The 17,516-nt window shown below is 48.0% G+C and carries 16 protein-coding genes; 7 read left to right on the forward strand and 9 right to left on the reverse strand.

What is annotated here, in order from left to right; all coding sequences use genetic code 11:
- Window positions 1-8 precede the first annotated feature (8 nt).
- The 4 genes from sufB to ACIPDS_RS04820 form a co-directional block, all read right to left on the reverse strand.
- Window positions 9-1,496 (reverse strand): Fe-S cluster assembly protein SufB, encoded by a 1,488-nt coding sequence (gene sufB / locus ACIPDS_RS04805; protein WP_400733182.1) that lies wholly within the window; start codon window positions 1,494-1,496, stop codon window positions 9-11.
- 10 nt (window positions 1,497-1,506) lie between these two features.
- Complete coding sequence (gene sufA, locus ACIPDS_RS04810; protein WP_400733184.1) at window positions 1,507-1,875, reverse strand: Fe-S cluster assembly scaffold SufA; 369 nt, start codon at window positions 1,873-1,875, stop codon at window positions 1,507-1,509.
- Between the two features lie 405 nt (window positions 1,876-2,280).
- On the reverse strand, window positions 2,281-3,051 hold the full coding sequence (locus tag ACIPDS_RS04815; RefSeq protein WP_400733187.1) for a MerR family transcriptional regulator: 771 nt from the start codon (window positions 3,049-3,051) through the stop codon (window positions 2,281-2,283).
- A gap of 175 nt (window positions 3,052-3,226) precedes the next feature.
- Complete coding sequence (locus tag ACIPDS_RS04820) at window positions 3,227-4,435, reverse strand: diguanylate phosphodiesterase (RefSeq protein WP_400733190.1); 1,209 nt, start codon at window positions 4,433-4,435, stop codon at window positions 3,227-3,229.
- 297 nt (window positions 4,436-4,732) lie between these two features.
- Between ACIPDS_RS04820 and ycgZ the strand changes: the two genes are divergently transcribed.
- The 6 genes from ycgZ to ACIPDS_RS04850 all read left to right on the forward strand — a co-directional run bounded on the left by ycgZ (window position 4,733) and on the right by ACIPDS_RS04850 (window position 8,358).
- Entirely contained in the window at window positions 4,733-4,969 is a 237-nt protein-coding gene (gene ycgZ, locus ACIPDS_RS04825; protein ID WP_166513823.1) for a regulatory protein YcgZ, read from the forward strand.
- Window positions 4,970-5,099: 130 nt separating this feature from the next.
- Window positions 5,100-5,366 (forward strand): biofilm development regulator YmgB/AriR family protein, encoded by a 267-nt coding sequence (locus ACIPDS_RS04830; RefSeq protein WP_400733192.1) that lies wholly within the window; start codon window positions 5,100-5,102, stop codon window positions 5,364-5,366.
- Window positions 5,367-5,495: 129 nt separating this feature from the next.
- Window positions 5,496-6,053 carry a LuxR C-terminal-related transcriptional regulator gene (locus tag ACIPDS_RS04835; protein ID WP_400733195.1) on the forward strand — a complete coding sequence of 186 codons (558 nt, stop codon included), beginning with the start codon at window positions 5,496-5,498 and terminating at the stop codon, window positions 6,051-6,053.
- Between the two features lie 164 nt (window positions 6,054-6,217).
- Complete coding sequence (locus ACIPDS_RS04840) at window positions 6,218-6,463, forward strand: hypothetical protein (protein ID WP_166513820.1); 246 nt, start codon at window positions 6,218-6,220, stop codon at window positions 6,461-6,463.
- 186 nt (window positions 6,464-6,649) lie between these two features.
- Window positions 6,650-6,853, forward strand: coding sequence for a putative selenium delivery protein YdfZ (gene ydfZ / locus ACIPDS_RS04845; RefSeq protein WP_400733197.1), 204 nt, complete (start codon window positions 6,650-6,652; stop codon window positions 6,851-6,853).
- A gap of 236 nt (window positions 6,854-7,089) precedes the next feature.
- Window positions 7,090-8,358: a Y-family DNA polymerase gene (locus ACIPDS_RS04850; RefSeq protein WP_400733199.1), complete on the forward strand. Its 1,269-nt coding sequence runs from the start codon at window positions 7,090-7,092 to the stop codon at window positions 8,356-8,358.
- A gap of 88 nt (window positions 8,359-8,446) precedes the next feature.
- Here ACIPDS_RS04850 and ACIPDS_RS04855 read toward each other — a convergent pair whose 3' ends face one another.
- The 5 genes from ACIPDS_RS04855 to ACIPDS_RS04875 form a co-directional block, all read right to left on the reverse strand.
- Window positions 8,447-10,429 (reverse strand): alkyl/aryl-sulfatase, encoded by a 1,983-nt coding sequence (locus ACIPDS_RS04855; protein WP_400733201.1) that lies wholly within the window; start codon window positions 10,427-10,429, stop codon window positions 8,447-8,449.
- A gap of 263 nt (window positions 10,430-10,692) precedes the next feature.
- Entirely contained in the window at window positions 10,693-11,739 is a 1,047-nt protein-coding gene (ompA, locus tag ACIPDS_RS04860) for a porin OmpA (RefSeq protein ID WP_400733203.1), read from the reverse strand.
- 110 nt (window positions 11,740-11,849) lie between these two features.
- Window positions 11,850-12,479, reverse strand: coding sequence for a helix-turn-helix domain-containing protein (locus ACIPDS_RS04865; protein ID WP_400733206.1), 630 nt, complete (start codon window positions 12,477-12,479; stop codon window positions 11,850-11,852).
- Between the two features lie 135 nt (window positions 12,480-12,614).
- Window positions 12,615-14,591 (reverse strand): alkyl sulfatase dimerization domain-containing protein, encoded by a 1,977-nt coding sequence (locus ACIPDS_RS04870; RefSeq protein WP_166513814.1) that lies wholly within the window; start codon window positions 14,589-14,591, stop codon window positions 12,615-12,617.
- Between the two features lie 219 nt (window positions 14,592-14,810).
- Complete coding sequence (locus tag ACIPDS_RS04875) at window positions 14,811-15,230, reverse strand: translesion error-prone DNA polymerase V autoproteolytic subunit (protein ID WP_400733209.1); 420 nt, start codon at window positions 15,228-15,230, stop codon at window positions 14,811-14,813.
- A 701-nt stretch (window positions 15,231-15,931) separates the two neighbouring features.
- Between ACIPDS_RS04875 and ACIPDS_RS04880 the strand changes: the two genes are divergently transcribed.
- Window positions 15,932-17,491: a penicillin-binding transpeptidase domain-containing protein gene (locus tag ACIPDS_RS04880; protein WP_400733481.1), complete on the forward strand. Its 1,560-nt coding sequence runs from the start codon at window positions 15,932-15,934 to the stop codon at window positions 17,489-17,491.
- Window positions 17,492-17,516: the final 25 nt, after the last annotated feature.

Raw genomic sequence — 17,516 nt, forward strand, 5'->3', positions numbered from 1 at the left:
ATAGGCTCTTAACCGACGCTGTGTTCAAGGCTAATAGCCAGCAGTTTTTGCGCTTCCACGGCGAACTCCAGCGGCAACTCAGAGAAAACGTCCTTACAAAATCCGTTGACGATCATCGAGATGGCATCGTCTTCGCTGATGCCCCGTTGCAGGCAGTAAAACAGCTGATCCTCGCCAATGCGTGAGGTTGTCGCTTCATGTTCCAGCTGGGCGCTATTGTTCCGGCATTCGACGTAGGGGAACGTGTGGGCTCCACAGTCCGGCCCAATCAGCATGGAGTCACACTGGGTAAAGTTGCGCGCATTGGTCGCCGTTGGCATGATTTTGACTAATCCGCGATAGCTGTTCTGGCTGTGACCGGCAGAGATCCCCTTCGAGATAATGGTTGATCGGGTGTTCTTACCGATGTGGATCATCTTGGTGCCGGTATCCGCCTGCTGATGACCGCTAGTCAGCGCCACCGAGAAGAACTCACCTACGGAGTTATCGCCGCGCAGGATACAGCTTGGGTATTTCCAGGTGATGGCTGAACCGGTTTCCGATTGCGTCCACGACATTTTGCTGTTTTCACCTTCGCACAGCGCGCGTTTAGTGACGAAATTCAGGATCCCGCCGCTGTTGTTGTCGCCGGGGAACCAGTTCTGCACGGTGGAATATTTCACCTCCGCATCCTTATGGATGATCACCTCGACGACCGCCGCATGCAGTTGATAGCTGTCGCGTACCGGCGCCGAGCAGCCTTCGATATAGCTGACATAGCTGCCTTCATCCGCTATCAGGATTGTGCGTTCAAACTGGCCGGTTTTTTCCGCATTGATACGAAAATAGGTCGACAGCTCCATCGGACAACGCACACCTTTCGGGATATAGATAAAGGTTCCGTCCGATGCCACTGCGGCGTTTAACGCGGCAAAGAAGTTATCGTTTTCCGGCACAACCGTGCCGAGATAGCGTTTTACCAGTTCAGCATGGTCATGAATGGCTTCACCAAAGGAGCAGAAAATAATGCCCTGTTCCGCCAATTTTTCCCGGTAGGTGGTAGCGACTGAAACGGAGTCAAAAATAGCGTCAACCGCCACTTCCCGGCCTTCACGCACCGGTACGCCAAGCTGGTTAAACGCCGCTTCAACTTCGTCGGTTAAAAAACTGGCCGTGCCGGTTTGCTGCTGTGCGCCGGGCTCAGAGGCACAGCTATCATCACAGTTACCGCACGATGGCGCGGAGTAATAGCTGTAATCCTGGTAGTTAAGCCCCTCATAGTGCGCTTTTAACCAGTGCGGTTCTTCCATTAAAATCCAGGCACGATAAGCCTTGAGGCGGAATTCCAGCATCCATTCGGGCTCGTTACGACGAGCAGAGATTGCCCGCACCACCTCTTCGTTGATGCCTTGCGCCAGTTCATCTGTTTTAAGTTGGGTAAAGAACCCTTCTTTATAATTGAGCGGGCCGCCCGCCCACGTCTGGACATCGTCAGTTGCTTCAGTATTGCGCGTCATTATGTACCGCCTATATCCCGAAACTTTCGCCGCAGCCACATTCGTTCTGCGCCTTCGGGTTATGATATTTGAACAGCTGGTTCAAGCCTTCGCGCACGTAGTCCACTTCGGTACCGTCGATAAACGGCATCGCGCGTAAAGGCACCCACAGCTTCGCGCCGTCGGATTCAAACAACAGATCGTCTTTATCCGGCTCGCTGACCGCGTCCAGCACGTAACCAAACCCTGCACAGCCGGTTTGTTTTACGCCAAGCCTTACGCCTTGAATCCCCGGCTGCTGTTTTACCAGCGCCCGGATATGCGCCGCTGCGGAAGGCGTCAGCGTGACGCCGTGCCAGGCTGCGTCATTAGGGTCAAAGGTTCCAGAATGCAATTCCATAGGTCTACCTCATCAATGAAGCTACATAAGCGTTAACACCATGTTAGTGATAATGATTATCACTTCAACCCCTGCCGGGTGGGGGTATTCCGCGCTTATCTTTGCCACGGGGTCTTTTTATAAGCATAGACCCTGCTGTCTGGGGTGATTGATATAGATCTATTTATGCAATGCTTTGAAAAATAATGGATTTGCTTTGATTGATAGGTGATGAGCGCGGTAGCGCAAAAGATGTATAGATAATGCCTATTTATTTGATTGGTTTTGGTGCTTTCTGTTGATTTAGCCCGTCAAGGCATTATGAAAAGGTAAAAGACATCTCTGTAGCGGGCACACGCCGTCTCTTACTGCGGGAAAATGCCTGGCAGCTTTTTATTCTGGCCATCACAAATCGATGGCCAGGATTTATTCTTTCATAAATTCGGTTAACTCATCCAGAGGCTGATGCGCGTTTACCGAATAGCCCTGTTCACGCCAGTGCTGTAATAGTTCCTGCTGTCTTCTCGTTAACACGCTGCCTGTCCAGACAAACAAGATTTGTCCTGGGAAAAACTCTGGGCGAGGCGAGGCCACCGGTTCTGGCAAGACCGTGATATGCCAGGATGCTTGCGACAGGCGCCAAGCTTCTAGCCATAGACGCGCCCTATCCTCAACCTCCCAGGCAATGAGTAACGCATCTCTGCCCGGTTTGCGCCGCGATTCATACAAGCACATTGAGACATGCTCAATCAGCACACCGTCCAGAAAACTGCACATAATATTAGAGGTGTTTTGATCTAGCTTTAATCGCTGGCGCACCGGGAACAATATGTGATCGATCAGTTCATCGACGGTACATTCTCTGGTCAGGGATTGTACTTTTGCCCGCAATTTTGAAGGAGAAACCTGTCTGAGCACCAGAAGTAGCTCTTCCTGCCAGACGAGCCATCTCCCTTTTTCATTGGTTTGCGCAATGGTCGGTGTTTCCAGCAGCGCTTTAACCTTGCTAACGGGCGTGCCTTGCTTAATCCAGTTTTTAATTTCCTCAATACGCAGTATGTCTTCTTCATCAAACTGTCGATGACCGCCCTCACTGCGTTGAGGCTTCAGTAAGCCGTACCGTCTCTGCCACGCACGAAGGGTAACTGGGTTTATACCGCAACGTTCTGCAACATCTCCTATGCTGTAAAAAGCCATATTTACTCCTTCTGTAGCCATACTTCTCTTGCAGATTGATCCAGCCTCGATGGCTGTACAACTCAATCATAATTATACAAGGTAAATATTGATACTAACAAAAATAGGAGAAATTACGCCAGCATAGGTTGTCACTTAGATCATATTATTCATAAATAAATTACCAATGCGTTGTTTAGAAGGGAGTTTTTTTCTCCGGCCAGGCAATCGCAGGTAACCCATTTAGAGAGGCTGGGGCAAAAAGATTACCCTGGAAATATTCGATACCCGCGGATTCTAGCCACATCCACTCCTCTATTTTTTCTACCCCAACAACCGAAATCTGAATTTCCAGCAGTCGGCAGCACTGAATAATGGACAGTAGAATGGATTGTTGCGGGCCACTTTTATGAATATTTTCAATCAGATCGCGATTAATCTTAATTCTATCTGGCTGGAATCGAGACAGTAACAGGAGTCCGCCGCCGCCAGCACCAAAATGGTCGATCGCGACGTTAATTCCGGCATACTTTAATGCTTTAACGGCCGCAGAAAATTCATCAAAATTCGATATGACGGCATTTTCAGTAAATTCTACGATCACCTGTTCAGGGACAATCTGGTTTGCGGCAAGGTCTTTCAATAAAATATCAACCGCGCCAGGAATTTTAACCAGCGTCATTGGCATCAAATTTATCGATAAAAGCTTATTTTTCAACGGCAACATGCGTGCCATTTCAAAAGCGGTTCGCTTACTCTCCAAATCGGCCTTATATACACAATCGCCTTCAAAGGCACTGAAAAATTCTTCAGGAGAGCGCCCACTCAGGGTTCTCACCAATGCCTCATACGCGATGACCTCTCCTGCCAGAGGATCAATAATCGGTTGAAACGCAAAAGTACACTCGCCATGCGGCTGAGAAAGCGAGACCGAAGACTCATCTTTAACAAAAAGCCAGGATTCTGCCGGCGGAATTTCGAAATAGTTGGCGTTATAGGTGCCCATCACGAATGAACGAAAGAACTGAAGCGCTCGGTCGTTATAAGTCAGCTGATATCTGGTTGTACCTTGATTCAGAACGGCTTGCAGGACTTTCTCTTCTGAATATTCCCGCAGATCGAACAATTCCATACCCGTTTTGCCAAAGTGTCGCGCAGGGGCGTAATCACAAAGGAGTTCAACGACATTGTAATGACGCTCATCCTCACAGATAGCGCTATAAATTTCTTTAACAATCTTTTCAGGGCCTTCAAGTAACTGAAAAAAATGAATACCGTTGAACAATAGAATGCCGGTTACATTTTTTAGTTCATTGTTTTTATTCGCTTTAGCAACCATGCTTTCAATTTCCTTGAATGCAACACTGTTACACAGACGACTACGGTAGATGATGGTTGTGAGCATTTTTAATCCAAAGCAGGTTGTTGAGCGCCTACAGTAACAGAAAACATTTATTACTTCGCATGATAAGTTACTATTTTAACAAATATTTATCACTTCACAGATTTGCTCTTACCTCCCGGAATTCACATCCCAACTATGTACATGTTACAGAAAGCATGTACAACTCCAACTAACTGATTTTAAAGAGTTAGCATTTTTTGCTAAAAAATAAAAGGCATTTTTGTACACGTTTTGCGTACAAGTTTGCTAGTTTTAGTTAACTTCAATTTTACAGTTAACTGAGACACCGGAGCGATCATGCAGCAGAATATTTCAGTACCAGATTCCGCAAATGCCATTACTCGTTACTTTGCAAAAGTTGAACAGCCGACACAGCAGGAGACGCTGGGGGAAATTGTTAAAGAGATCCTCATGGATGGCAGAAATCTTAATCGTAAGGCCCTGTGTACCAAATTGCTCAAACGACTAGAGCGCGCTTCTGATAAAGAAGAAGAGCATCACTATAACCAGCTCATCAGCATGCTGTTTGACTGAAAGTTTTAGATTCTATTTTTGCTTACAGATGATTCTGAACATATAGACCCTACAAGTCTTGTTGTTCCTTTGGGGCCGCTAACACCGGCAATATAATTTCACTAACAAATGTTTTCCATCGAGGTTTAAAATGCCACAGCAATCCAACTTTAATTCTTTTCTTGCCGATAAATCATTAAATGCATATTTTCAATCGGCGGGTGACCGACTCGAAGAAGAATCACAGGTATTGGATCTGGCGATCAAATCAATGATCAGTGACGGACAACATATTAATAATAAAAGTATCATTTCAAACTTAATTCATACTTTAGAGTGTACTGATGATATTGGTATGGCGCATGTCGTCCGTAACACCCTTGAAATTGTTGTCAACCATACCGTTGACGATATTTAATCACGCAGCTACACATGCACACACCCTGCCCTTGTCAGGGTATTAAAAGACCGGGAAACTCACGGTGCTATTAGCATCTTAGCCACCCGCCCCGAGTGTACTCATAAGTCTTAAAGAAGGTAAACTGTTATGCTACCAGTACGCACTGGAAATATTGATTTCTGGATTGATGATAGTTTCCTTCAATTAGGACTCGAAAGAACCATCCATAAATCACGCGCAGTCGATCCAGATATTCGTTTGGTTTTTTTTACCATTGACCAATACAACATGGTAAAAAAACAACGTTACAGTTCAACTGAGCACCGGCTTATTCTGCTCACTGAAGGGCATATGTATAATTTTCTCGATGATGCAGGCATTTATCGGATGCAAAAAAAATCATCTTTTACCGAGATGGAGAAAATTATAGAGAACGCAACTCAGCGTCGCGGCAAAGCGGCAAAAGCCGAGTTCCAGGGTATCGTTCTTAGTGAGCGAGATAAAACCTTGTTAAATTACTTCTGCGAAGGTAAGAAAATTAACGAAATTGCGGAACTGATGCAGCTCCATTTCAAAACAATTTATCTTATTCGTAAAAACCTGATCAATAAGCTTGGTTGTTCAGGGGTGATTGATTTCCTGCATACGCTCAGAAAAGATGTTTTCAAGACCTGGTTGATGCAGACCCCGTCGCAAATGAACTAACGTTTTCCTCTGTTAGCAGCCCATTTTTGGCCGCTTGTTATCCGCCCACAAGGCCCCTCACGATGTTTTTTGATGCCAGTTCCGCTACTGGCATCAACGTTTTTTCATTAGTCATCTTCTGCACAGTAAGCTATCTTAGTTGCCCATCGCATAGCGGAGTCTCCGTGAAAAGCCATCGTCGTTTCAAGTTTTACTCTTTTTGCTACATGACGCTCTCCTACGCGCTGATGGTCTTCTTTCTTCTGGTATTTATCGACCTTGCTATCGGAGATTCCACTGAGGATGTCTGGAGTGGCCGTTTATCCATCACAGGGTATCTTCTCTCTCACGCCCCCTTCTTTCTGACGATGGCCGGTTTGGGCGCGGGGCTAGGGTTCATACTCTGGTGTATCACCTATCGTAAATCCTAATCTCCCCTTTAGCGTCAATCCTCAGTACATCGAACATTTTCAACGCACAGCGACAGCCATTTTCTCCCTTGAAATTCCGGTAATGACCCCTATTTAAAAATCGTCTGTTTGTCAGGGGGGCAATACACCCTTTTGTCACGATTTTAGTTATCCGTGAAAATCCAGCCTAAGTGAAAGGAGGAAACGATGAAAACCTACGATCGTAACCGTAACGCTATCACAATTGGTAGCCATGTCATGATTGCCAGCAATGGCGCCTCGGGCGTGATTCGCGCTATCCGCGGCGAAGGTAAAACGGCAGAGCAACTTCGGCGCTCTGACTGTGTTGAAATTTACGGTTGTGATGGCGTGTACTGCCCGCTGGAGCTGATTCGCCTCGGTTTTAATTGATTGTGAAAATAGTTAAGGCCACGGCGGTGGCCTTAACTGGCTTATTCGACTGCGATAAACGCTCATCTCATTATTCCCACAATTTTCGCTTGATCTGCTGAAGCCCATAGAATACTGTATTTACATACAGTATATTTTAGGGCGGCAACCATGTTGTTTTATCTTTCCACACTGCTGCGTCACTGCAACGGAAATCTCACATTCAGCGCGGTATGTCTCGCGCCTGCGAGCCGCCTATGTTTGTCCTCTGCGATGTGAACACCTTCTACGCGTCCTGCGAAACGGTCTTTCGCCCGGATCTCGCAGGACGGCCGGTCGTCGTGCTGTCTAATAACGACGGCTGCGTCATTTCACGTAACGCTCAGGCGAAGCCTTTCGTGAAAATGGGCGCGCCCTATTTTCAGCAAAAAGATCTCTTCAGGCAGCACGGCGTCGTCTGCTTTAGCAGCAATTATGAGCTCTATGCAGATATGTCCAACCGGGTCATGACCACGCTCGAGGAAATATTACCGCGTTGCGAAATCTACTCCATTGATGAAGTGTTTGGCGATATTAGCGGCATCTGCCGGTATCGCGATTTGACCGAATTTGGTCGTGAAATCAAAGATAAGGTACGCATGCGTACGCATCTGACCGTCGGGGTCGGCATCGCGCAAACGAAAACCCTGGCCAAGCTTGCAAACTATGCGGCGAAGCACTGGCCACAGCAGACCCAAGGCGTGGTTGATTTGTCCAACCTCGAAAGACAAAGAAAGCTGATGGCGGCCCTGCCGGTTGAAGAAGTGTGGGGAATTGGTCGACGCATTGCGAAGACGCTGGAGTCGATGGGAATCAAGACCGTGTTACAACTGGCAGAGACCGATATCCGGTTTATCAGAAAGCATTTCAGCGTGGTGCTGGAAAGAACCGTTCGCGAACTGCGCGGTGAACCATGCCTTGAACTCGAAGAATTTGCCCCGCTCAAACAAGAGATTATCTGCTCACGCTCCTTTGGTGAACGCATCACAGAGTATGATGCCATGCGGCAAGCCATCTGCAGCTATGCGGCCCGGGCGGCGGAAAAACTGCGACAGGAACATCAATACTGCCGTTTTATTTCCGCGTTTGTGAAAACCTCACCGTTTACCCCGAGCGCCCCATATTACGCGAATAGTGCCTCCGTGAAGTTAATCACCCCCACGCAGGACAGCAGAGATATCATCGCGGCGACCATGCGCTGCCTGGAGGCTATCTGGAAAGAGGGTTATCGCTATCAAAAAGCCGGTGTCATGCTCGGCGATTTTTATAGCCGGGGTGTCGCTCAGCTCGATCTGTTCGATGAAAATACCCCACGAAGGGATAGCCAGAAGTTAATGGCGGTACTGGATACACTCAACGCAAAGGAGGGGCGCGGCACACTCTATTTTGCCGGACAAGGTATTCAACAACACTGGCAGATGAAGCGGGAAATGCTCTCGCCGCGCTACACCACACGCTATACCGATTTGCCGATCGTAAAGGCATAGCGTGTGCAAAAGACTTTTGAGGACGTTAGTATTTGGCAGACTCAGTAAGATAGACGTCGCCCAAAGGCGACATCTAGGACGTTCCTGATTAAGGCGTAACCATGTTAAACCAGAACTCAAATTTATCCATATAGCTGAGCAATTCATCAAGTTTGGCGTGATTACCGGTGATGCGAACATCCCCTTGTTGTTCAGCCTGCTGCAATGTTTCTTCTTTGAGGATAATTTTGTTCAGGGTTTCACGGTTTAATATGATAGAGGCATCCGCATCGCTGGCCTGAACGTTGGCACTGTGATTGAGCACGCCATTTTCCAGCTCCAGCTTATACTTGCCGCCATCGCTGCCTAAATCAACGTTGAATACCGCTTTGGCATTTGCGGCTTTTTCACCATTAATATGCACGGCCAGATAGTCAAAGAACATTTCCGGCGACATCGCTTTGACCGTATCCGGGCTGGCGGTATTTGGCGTTGGCCCTTTCACTACGCCATTACGCAGTTCCTGCGCGCCAGTCAGGTAGAAGTTACGCCATGGGCCAGACTCTGCCTGATAGCCTAACTGCTCTAGCGCATCGGCTTCCAGGTCTCGTGCCGCCTTATTCGCGGGATCGGCAAACACAATTTTATTGGTTACCTGGGCCACCCAACGATAATTCCCTTGGGCATAGTCCATTTTGGCCTTTTGCATAATGGCATCGGCGCCGCCCATATAATCGACATACTTCTTCGCCGCATCGACCGGTGGTAATTCGTCCAACGTGGCTGGATTGCCGTTAAACCACCCGAGGTAAAATACGTAGGTTGCTTTCACATCATGGCTAACCGAACCGTAGTAACCTCGGCTAGCCCAGGAGCTTGCCAGACCTGGTGGCAGCGTGAAGTTGGCAGCAATTTCATCGCGCGTCAGGCCGTGGTTAGCCATACGCAAAGTCTGATCGTTAATATAACGGTACATATCGCGCTGGCTTTTCATCAGCTTCACTACATTCTCATTGCCCCAGGTTGGCCAGTGGTGTTGCGCGATGATGATCTGTGCTTTGCCACCCCAACGATCGATTACGTCATTAACATATTTTGACCATGCCAGAGGGTCGCGAATTTTCGCGCCACGAAGCGAATAGGTATTATGCAGGGTATGAGTGACATCCTCAGCCGCTTCAATCATTCCTTTTTCTTCGACATACCACAGCATTTCGGAAGGTGCTTCCGAACCCGGGGCCATCATAAAATCATAGGTCAGGCCATCAATGACCTCTTTCTGACCGGTATGCGTAATATAATCGGTAGGTTCGATGAGCGTTACGGTGCCCGCCGATGTGGTCGTGCCCAGACCTGCACCCACCTGACCTTTAGCATCAGGTTTAAGTAAGTTGCCGTACATATAGCTGGCACGACGGCTCATCGCATTCCCGGCCATAATATTTTCAGAGACCGCTTCTTTCATAAAACCGGCTGGTGCATAGACTTTCACCTTCCCGGATTTTACATCGGCTTCATCCACCACCCCACGGACACCACCGTAGTGGTCAACATGGCTATGGGTATAAATCACCGCGACGACCGGTTTTTTACCACGATTTTTATAATAGAGATCCATCCCCACTTTAGCCGTTTCAGCCGAAACCAGAGGATCAATAACCGTAATCCCTTCTTTCCCTTCCATAATAGTCATGTTTGAAAGATCCAGATTACGAATCTGATACACTCCATCGGTAACCTGGAACAGACCACCAATATTGATTAACTGCGACTGGCGCCACAGGCTCGGGTTTACCGTATCCGGTGCCTTTTCGCCTTCTTTAATAAAGTCATATTGCCGTGGATTCCAGACGATATTACCCTGTGCACCTTTAATAAGCTCTGGTGGTAGCGCGGCAATAAGACCTTTGTGTGCATTCATGAAATCAGTTTGGTCAGAGAAGGGAAGCTTTTTATATAGCGCTTCATTGGCCTCTTTGGTATGTGCGGTGGCGTCATTATTCATCTCCTGCGCCATCGCAGGCAAAGAAAGAAATATAGTGGAAAAAATGCCCACGACCGCCATACCACTCACTATTTTATTAAGCTTCATAGATTCTCACTTTATGATTTAATGCCGCAGCCCTCCCATTGCGTTCATGGTCTATTACCGAGGGTTGTGCAAAGAGTAACTGATGGAAAAATCATACCACTCGCTTATTTAAAAAAATAAGGCTAAAAAGTTTAATTCTGGATTTTGAGAAGCCTTATTTTTTTATAAACAAAAATGGCATGCCCTTGCCTTGCACAATATGCTAATTGCCAAATAAAAATCCCCCTCATTGGCTAATAAGGGGGATAGAATTGGCGAGAATGTTAGTGCTTGTCTGAAATCTCAACCACGACATGACGGTCTGGTGCAAGACACTGAATCAACTGGCTGCCGGATTGCCCATCACATTGAGAACCCGTCACGGAGTCAGTCGCCCCGCGCCCATCGGTCGAGATATTTTCAGCCGGCATCCCCAGCATCACTAATTCATCGGCCACGGCTTGCGCACGTTGTGCGGAGAGTTGCTGATTGTACTCGGCGGCACCAATTCGGTCACTGTAACCAATCACTACCGTCGTTTTATCTTTCGCAGGCTGCAAGCCCGGGTTTTGGTAAAGCTGCGCAATTGCGGCTTTACCTTCCGGGGTCAATGTCGCTGAATCATAGCTAAACATGACATCAGATTTTAAATTAAAACGCTGTGGCGCGGGGGCTGGCACTGGGGCAGTGACTGGGGCCGAAGCAACCGGGCTGTCATCATGTTGACCAAAGCGATAAGAAAGACCGGCCGTCACGGAACTGACATCGCTTGAGACGCCAATCTGGTTTTCATTGCCCACATTGCTCACCCACTGATATTCAACGCGCCCGGCCCAGTTTTTGTTAAAGGCATATTCCGTACCCACTGCAACAACCGGGCGGACACCGGTATCAAAGCGGTTATGCCCTTTAATATCGGACTCTGCGCGATATCCCATCGCTCCAGCACGCCCATAAAGATCCCAGCTATCCGTCAGACCATAGCTGGCTTTCAGCGACAGTTGCAGGCCCTGACTCTTCATTTGCGAACCCGAAGCCCCGTTCTTACCATTGAACTGCATATTACCTAAATAATCGTAGCCGCCTTCCACTGCCAGCCAGGGAGTAATCTGGTAGCCCGTAAATACGCCGCCGCCCACATTATCGCTATCAAATCTGACATCCCCATACTTTTGCCCCTCAGTATTGGACTGCTGGGACGCGCTGGTATCGAAATAATGTGACCAGCCAAATTTCCCCCCGGTATACCAGGTACCGGCATCGGCGGCGGCAAATGCGGTAGTGGCGGTTAATGCGTTCGCAATAATCAGTGTAATAAGCGTCTTCTTCATGATTTTCCTATTATAGACTTGCCATTAGTCGTTACATGCTACTAAGTGGCGCTACAATAAATTTTTTCGCTGGCGCTGATAACCGATTGTTTATTTATTTCTGGACAGTTCTAGAATCGCTCCGGGAGATTTTTTACTGTAGTAAGATAACCACCCCGCTGATAATCAATGTAGTCACCTTTTTTCAATGCCGATATCACATTCAAGACGCTACTGCGGGACAGGTGCGTGCGCTCCTGAATATAATCAAGAATCGACACTCGCATTCTCGACTCTTCCGGCAGTAAATTCATCTCGACCAGGTGATTACGGATAACGGAATAGGTTTTTTGCTGCACGACAAGCGCATCACGATAGAACAGATAAGCCGTGTGGTATGACAATAAGGACGCGACATCTTCCCACAGCCCTTGCTGACGAAAAACGTCCATCGCCGTTTGCGCATCGACTCGCAGTATTGTCGACTCTGTTTCAGCTCGTAATAAATGCCCTCTTACTGGCTGAATCATCTCTGCAATACCAAACAGATGCGGCTCATATACGGTAACAATCAGTAATCCATCAGAGGCCCTGAGAATAGAGAGTTCACCTTCGAGAAACAGATACAATTGCGGCTGATTTTTATAGGTCCACAGCATCCGTTTTCTCGGTACAACTTTAACTTTCTCGGCTATTGGCGTCAGAACTTCGGTTAATCGCTGTATACTGAGTTCGGGACGCACCGGTGGTAAGATTTGCATAGTTAACCTTGTAAAATCTCGATAGTAATGATTGTTCGCTGAGGCGGAGTTATTGATATCAGTCACGTGGTCCGCTCACGTAGAAATACGATAAATAAAAAAACTGCCCGTAGGCAGTTTTTTTGGCACAGAATATTACGGTGTAACAATATTGAACCAGAACTCGAATTTATCCATATAACCGAGCATCTCATCGAGCTTCGCACCGTTACCGCTAATTTTCACCTCACCCTTATCTTCAGCTTGTTTGAGGGTTTCCTCTTTCAAGATGATCTTATTCAGGGTTGCGCGATCGAGCGTCAGCGTGGCATCTGCGTCCTTCGCCTCCGCATTTGCGGTATGGTTCAGGACGCCATTTTCCAGTTCCAGCTTGTACTTACCGCCATCGTTGCCTAGATCAATGTTAAATACCGCTTTCGCTGTACCCGCTTTTTCACCGTTAATATGCACGGCCAGATAGTCAAAGAACATTTCCGGCGTCATCGCTTTTACCGTATCCGGGCTGGCGGTATTTGGCGTTGGCCCTTTCACTACACCATTACGCAGTTCCTGTGCGCCCGTCAGGTAGAAGTTACGCCATGGCCCAGATTCGGCTTGATAACCCAACTGTTCCAGAGCATCGGCTTCCAGATTACGTGCATCCTGATTTTGAGGATCGGCAAAGACAATCTTGCTGACAACTTGCGCCACCCAGCGGTAATTCCCCTGTGCGAAATCTTCTTTTGCCTTCGTCATAATGGCATCGGCACCGCCCATATATTCCACGAATTTCTTCGCCGCTTCTTCTGGTGGCAGCTCGTCGAGGGTTGCCGGGTTACCATCGAACCAGCCAAGGTACAGCACATAAGTGGCCTTCACGTCATGGCTGACGGAACCATAGTAACCACGGTTAGCCCAGGTATGGGCAAGGCTGTCAGGTAACTTAAAGTTAGCGGCGATCTCGTCGCGCGTCAGACCTTCGTTGGCCATACGCAGCGTCTGGTCGTTAATATAACGATAGAGGTCGCGTTGGGTTTTCAACAAGTTAACGACATTGTCATTACCCCAGGTCGGCCAGTGGTGCTGAGCCATGATGATTTCAGCTTTATCCCCCCAACGCACGATCGCTTCGTTGATATACTTCGACCACGGCAGCGGTTCACGGATCTTCGCGCCACGCAGCGAATAGGTGTTATGCAGGGTATGAGTCACATCTTCTGCGGACTCAATCAGTTTTTTCTCTTCGATGTACCACAGCATTTCAGACGGCGCTTCTGAACCCGGCGCCAGCATAAAGTCATAGGTCAGACCATCAATCACCTCTTTCTGACCGTCTTTCTCAATGATATTGGTTGGGGCAATCAAGGTCACGGTTCCCGCTGACGTTGTCGTACCAAGACCCGCGCCAACCTGACCTTTCGCATCAGGTTTCAACAAGTTGCCATACATATAGCTGGCACGGCGGCTCATTACGTTACCGGCCATAATATTTTCAGCGACGGCGGCTTCCATAAAACCGGCAGGCGCGTAAATTTTCACTTTTCCGGCTTTTACATCGGCTTCATCGACAACGCCGCGCACGCCACCATAGTGGTCAACGTGGCTGTGCGTGTAGATGACGGCAACCACCGGTTTTTTACCCCTATTCTGGAAATAGAGATCCATCCCAACCTTTGCGGTCTCGGCGGAGACCAACGGATCTACGACGGTCACCCCTTCTTTACCTTCGATGATAGTCATGTTGGAGAGGTCGAGATTACGGATTTGGTAGACCCCGTCGGTAACTTCAAACAGGCCGCTGATATTGATCAACTGAGACTGGCGCCAGAGGCTTGGATTGACCGTCGCTGGCGATTTTTCACCCTCTTTTATAAAGGCATATTGCTGCGGGTTCCAGATAACATTCCCCTGCTCACCTTTAATCACATCGGTAGGCAGTGCCGCGATGAAACCTTTGTGGGCATTAGTGAAATCGGTATTGTCAGAGAAAGGTAATTGATTGTAGAGCGCATCGTTGGCTTTTTGAGTGGTGTCAGTGGCTTCTTTTGGTGACACCTCCGCATAAGCCGGAAGGATAATTGTCGACATCAGCCCGGCTAACGCCAGGCTTTTGACGATAAGCTTTCGTTTCATTATGCCCCTCTTTATTTATCTGGACCGTTTAAAAGCTCCGGTCTGTGTTTAGCATTCAGGTACATATAAAGAGTAGGCAGTGCTCGGCAAACAACAACTTATTTTTTTACATTTTGCAACAGTGGCAATAACACCATACAACGCGCTTTTCCATCAAAATTAAAATGATAGTGCACTGTGCTGCTCCACTTATTCAATAATAAATCTTAGGCTATCGCACTAACGTCTCATTTTTATAATACCCGTCACTACCCCAAAAATATCGAGGATACCGTCGCTGCCGATAATAATCGGGCTATAGGCATCGTTCATTGGATTAAGTTGAATAACAGGCCGCAGCTGTAGCTGCTTAACGGTAAACTCTCCGTCCACCGCCGCAATCACAATATCACCGTGCTTTGCCGTCACGGCGCTGTCGACCACCAGCAGGTCGCCGGTGCTAATCCCACCGTCAATCATGCTGTCACCGGAGGCCTTAACAAAATAGGTGGCCGAAGGATGCTGGACAAGCAACTCATTGAGGTCGATTCGCTGTTCAACATAGTCCTGCGCGGGGCTGGGAAAACCGCACGAAACAGAGGTTGAAAACAACGGCAGCGCAACGACTTCGCGCAGTTCAGAAAAAGTAAAAAAACGCATGATAACCGCCAAACCAAGATACTGTATTTATATACAGTATACATATAATGCGTAGCTATCAAGCGCCCACAGAAGCGGGAAACGAAGATACCGCAACAAAATCGACCTGTTTTAAGGGGTTATCAGCGATAAAAAATATTGCCAGTGACACCGCGTTACTCGTGAAAACTACCCGCAATAATGACTCACGAAATAATTACCAGTGTTAATTGTTTTCACGGTAACAGTGGCTGTGATTAAACATCCATCACTTAGCGCAGATAAATCTGATAATGCTGCGGATACGTATTTAAATCATCAAAACATGACGTAAGTAAAAACCCCTTGTGCTGTTTAGGCTCCCCTTTCTTTAATCGAAAGTTACAAATTACCTTCCATTTATCGTCAAGCGGTTTTGAAATAACCTGTCAACTTAATGACTTGTTATCAATGACATTATCTGTAAACTGTTTCTCCAGTTCACCTGAAAATTGATATTTCTACGGTATCATTACGATCGCCATTATCGTGATGGACTGGAATCTGATAATAAAAAATAATACTCACGTGGTTTAATGTTACAAATGAAAAGAAACTCAACAGAAAAGAAAAATAAAGACTCATTTATTACATCTCGTTACATAATACTCTGTGTGGGTATTCTATTTTGTCTTGCTGTTTTATTAGTTCGGGTGGCCGATTTGCAGTTTTTGAACCACCCCATGCTGGCGCGTGAGGCCGATCAGCGTTCGTTACGAACGGTAGTGCTGCCAACAAACCGTGGCACGCTGGTCGACCGTAACGGCGAAGCGCTCGCCATGAGCGTGCCATCGCGGGATATCGTGGCCGATCCGATGAAAATTGTGGCAGCCAGCCCTAACTTCCACGATCCCAAATGGCAGTATCTTGCCTCCGCGCTCAATACCACCGCCGATCAAATCGCCAACAAAATTTATGAAAATGGACATCGCCATTTTCTATTTCTTGGGCGCAAAATCGAACTCGGTATCGCTAAAGATATTGCGAATCTGCATATGAAAGGAATTAGCGAAGTTTATGATGACAGCCGCTATTACCCGATGGGGGAATCCGCCGCACCGTTAATTGGCATCGTGGGTGCTGATAATATCGGGCTGAATGGCGTCGAAAAAGGCTACGACAATATTCTGCAAGGGGAACCGGGAAAAGAGATTTATCGTAAGGATGGCTCCGGCGGTATTATCAGTGTATTAAATTATGATGCACCAAAACAGGCACCGACCGTACAGCTGAGTATCGATAAATTCGACCAGTACACGTTGTACAGCAAACTGCGTGACGGCGTGTTATTGAATAAAGCGGATTCTGGTGCGGCGGTGCTGGTAAAGATTGATACCGGCGAGATCCTCGCGATGGCCTCTTACCCATCTTATAACCCGAACAACTTTGATAATGCCACCCAGACCCAGATGCGCGATGTGGCAATTAACGATAGCTTCGAGCCCGGATCAACGGTCAAACCGCTGGTGATCATTGAAGGGCTGGAGCGAAATATCATCCAGCCTAATACGTTGCTAAATACCACTCCGTATCGCGTCAATGGGCACCTGATCCGCGATGTGGGTCATTGGCCTCAACTGACGCCGACCGGTATTTTGCAAAAATCGAGCGATATTGGTGTTTCCCATATTGCGCTCGCCATGCCTGCACAGGCGCTTGTGGATACCTATCAGGCATTTGGTCTCGGTAAGCCTACTGAGCTTGGGCTAAGCGGTGAAAGCGTGGGCTATTTCCCGCTTCATCGCCAGCAGTGGGCCGACATCGAACGCGCCACCTTCTCTTTCGGCTACGGTCTGCGCGTGACGCCGCTACAGATTGCCCGAGAATACGCCACCATGGGGTCGTATGGTATTTATCGTCCGTTGTCGATAACCAAAGTGACGCCGCCCGTGCTGGGGCAGCAGATTGCCGACCCGGAAATTGTAAAAACGGTCGTGAGAATGATGGAGAGCGACGTTCTCCCCGGAGGGAGCGGCGTGCGCGCGGCGGTGCCGGGATACCGGTTGGCCACCAAAACCGGTACGGCAGAAAAGCTTGGCGATAGCGGAAAATATGATGGTGGTTACGTGAACTATACCGCAGGCGTTGCCCCGGTCAGCCACCCGGAAGTGGCGTTGGTGGTGGTAGTCAATAATCCGACGGCAGGCACGCACTTTGGCGGTTCGGTTGCGGCACCGATATTCGGCAACATCATGGGGCCGGTGTTGAAAAATATGAATATTGCGCCGGATGCGTTGCAATAACGGTGGTGCCGGTGCGGTCCCGGCG

This window comes from Kluyvera sp. NPDC087067 (genome assembly GCF_044745165.1).
Taxonomy (GTDB): Bacteria; Pseudomonadota; Gammaproteobacteria; order Enterobacterales; family Enterobacteriaceae; genus Kluyvera.

Bases quoted from the DNA above. Each gene is read 5' to 3' on its own strand.
- sufB (WP_400733182.1), bottom strand. From the start codon at position 1,496: ATGACGCGCAATACTGAAGCAACTGACGATGTCCAGACGTGGGCGGGC.
- sufA (WP_400733184.1), bottom strand. From the start codon at position 1,875: ATGGAATTGCATTCTGGAACCTTTGACCCTAATGACGCAGCCTGGCAC.
- ACIPDS_RS04815 (WP_400733187.1), bottom strand. From the start codon at position 3,051: ATGGCTTTTTACAGCATAGGAGATGTTGCAGAACGTTGCGGTATAAAC.
- ACIPDS_RS04820 (WP_400733190.1), bottom strand. From the start codon at position 4,435: ATGCTCACAACCATCATCTACCGTAGTCGTCTGTGTAACAGTGTTGCA.
- ycgZ (WP_166513823.1), top strand. From the start codon at position 4,733: ATGCAGCAGAATATTTCAGTACCAGATTCCGCAAATGCCATTACTCGT.
- ACIPDS_RS04830 (WP_400733192.1), top strand. From the start codon at position 5,100: ATGCCACAGCAATCCAACTTTAATTCTTTTCTTGCCGATAAATCATTA.
- ACIPDS_RS04835 (WP_400733195.1), top strand. From the start codon at position 5,496: ATGCTACCAGTACGCACTGGAAATATTGATTTCTGGATTGATGATAGT.
- ydfZ (WP_400733197.1), top strand. From the start codon at position 6,650: ATGAAAACCTACGATCGTAACCGTAACGCTATCACAATTGGTAGCCAT.
- ACIPDS_RS04850 (WP_400733199.1), top strand. From the start codon at position 7,090: ATGTTTGTCCTCTGCGATGTGAACACCTTCTACGCGTCCTGCGAAACG.
- ACIPDS_RS04855 (WP_400733201.1), bottom strand. From the start codon at position 10,429: ATGAAGCTTAATAAAATAGTGAGTGGTATGGCGGTCGTGGGCATTTTT.
- ompA (WP_400733203.1), bottom strand. From the start codon at position 11,739: ATGAAGAAGACGCTTATTACACTGATTATTGCGAACGCATTAACCGCC.
- ACIPDS_RS04865 (WP_400733206.1), bottom strand. From the start codon at position 12,479: ATGCAAATCTTACCACCGGTGCGTCCCGAACTCAGTATACAGCGATTA.
- ACIPDS_RS04870 (WP_166513814.1), bottom strand. From the start codon at position 14,591: ATGAAACGAAAGCTTATCGTCAAAAGCCTGGCGTTAGCCGGGCTGATG.
- ACIPDS_RS04875 (WP_400733209.1), bottom strand. From the start codon at position 15,230: ATGCGTTTTTTTACTTTTTCTGAACTGCGCGAAGTCGTTGCGCTGCCG.
- ACIPDS_RS04880 (WP_400733481.1), top strand. From the start codon at position 15,932: ATGCTGGCGCGTGAGGCCGATCAGCGTTCGTTACGAACGGTAGTGCTG.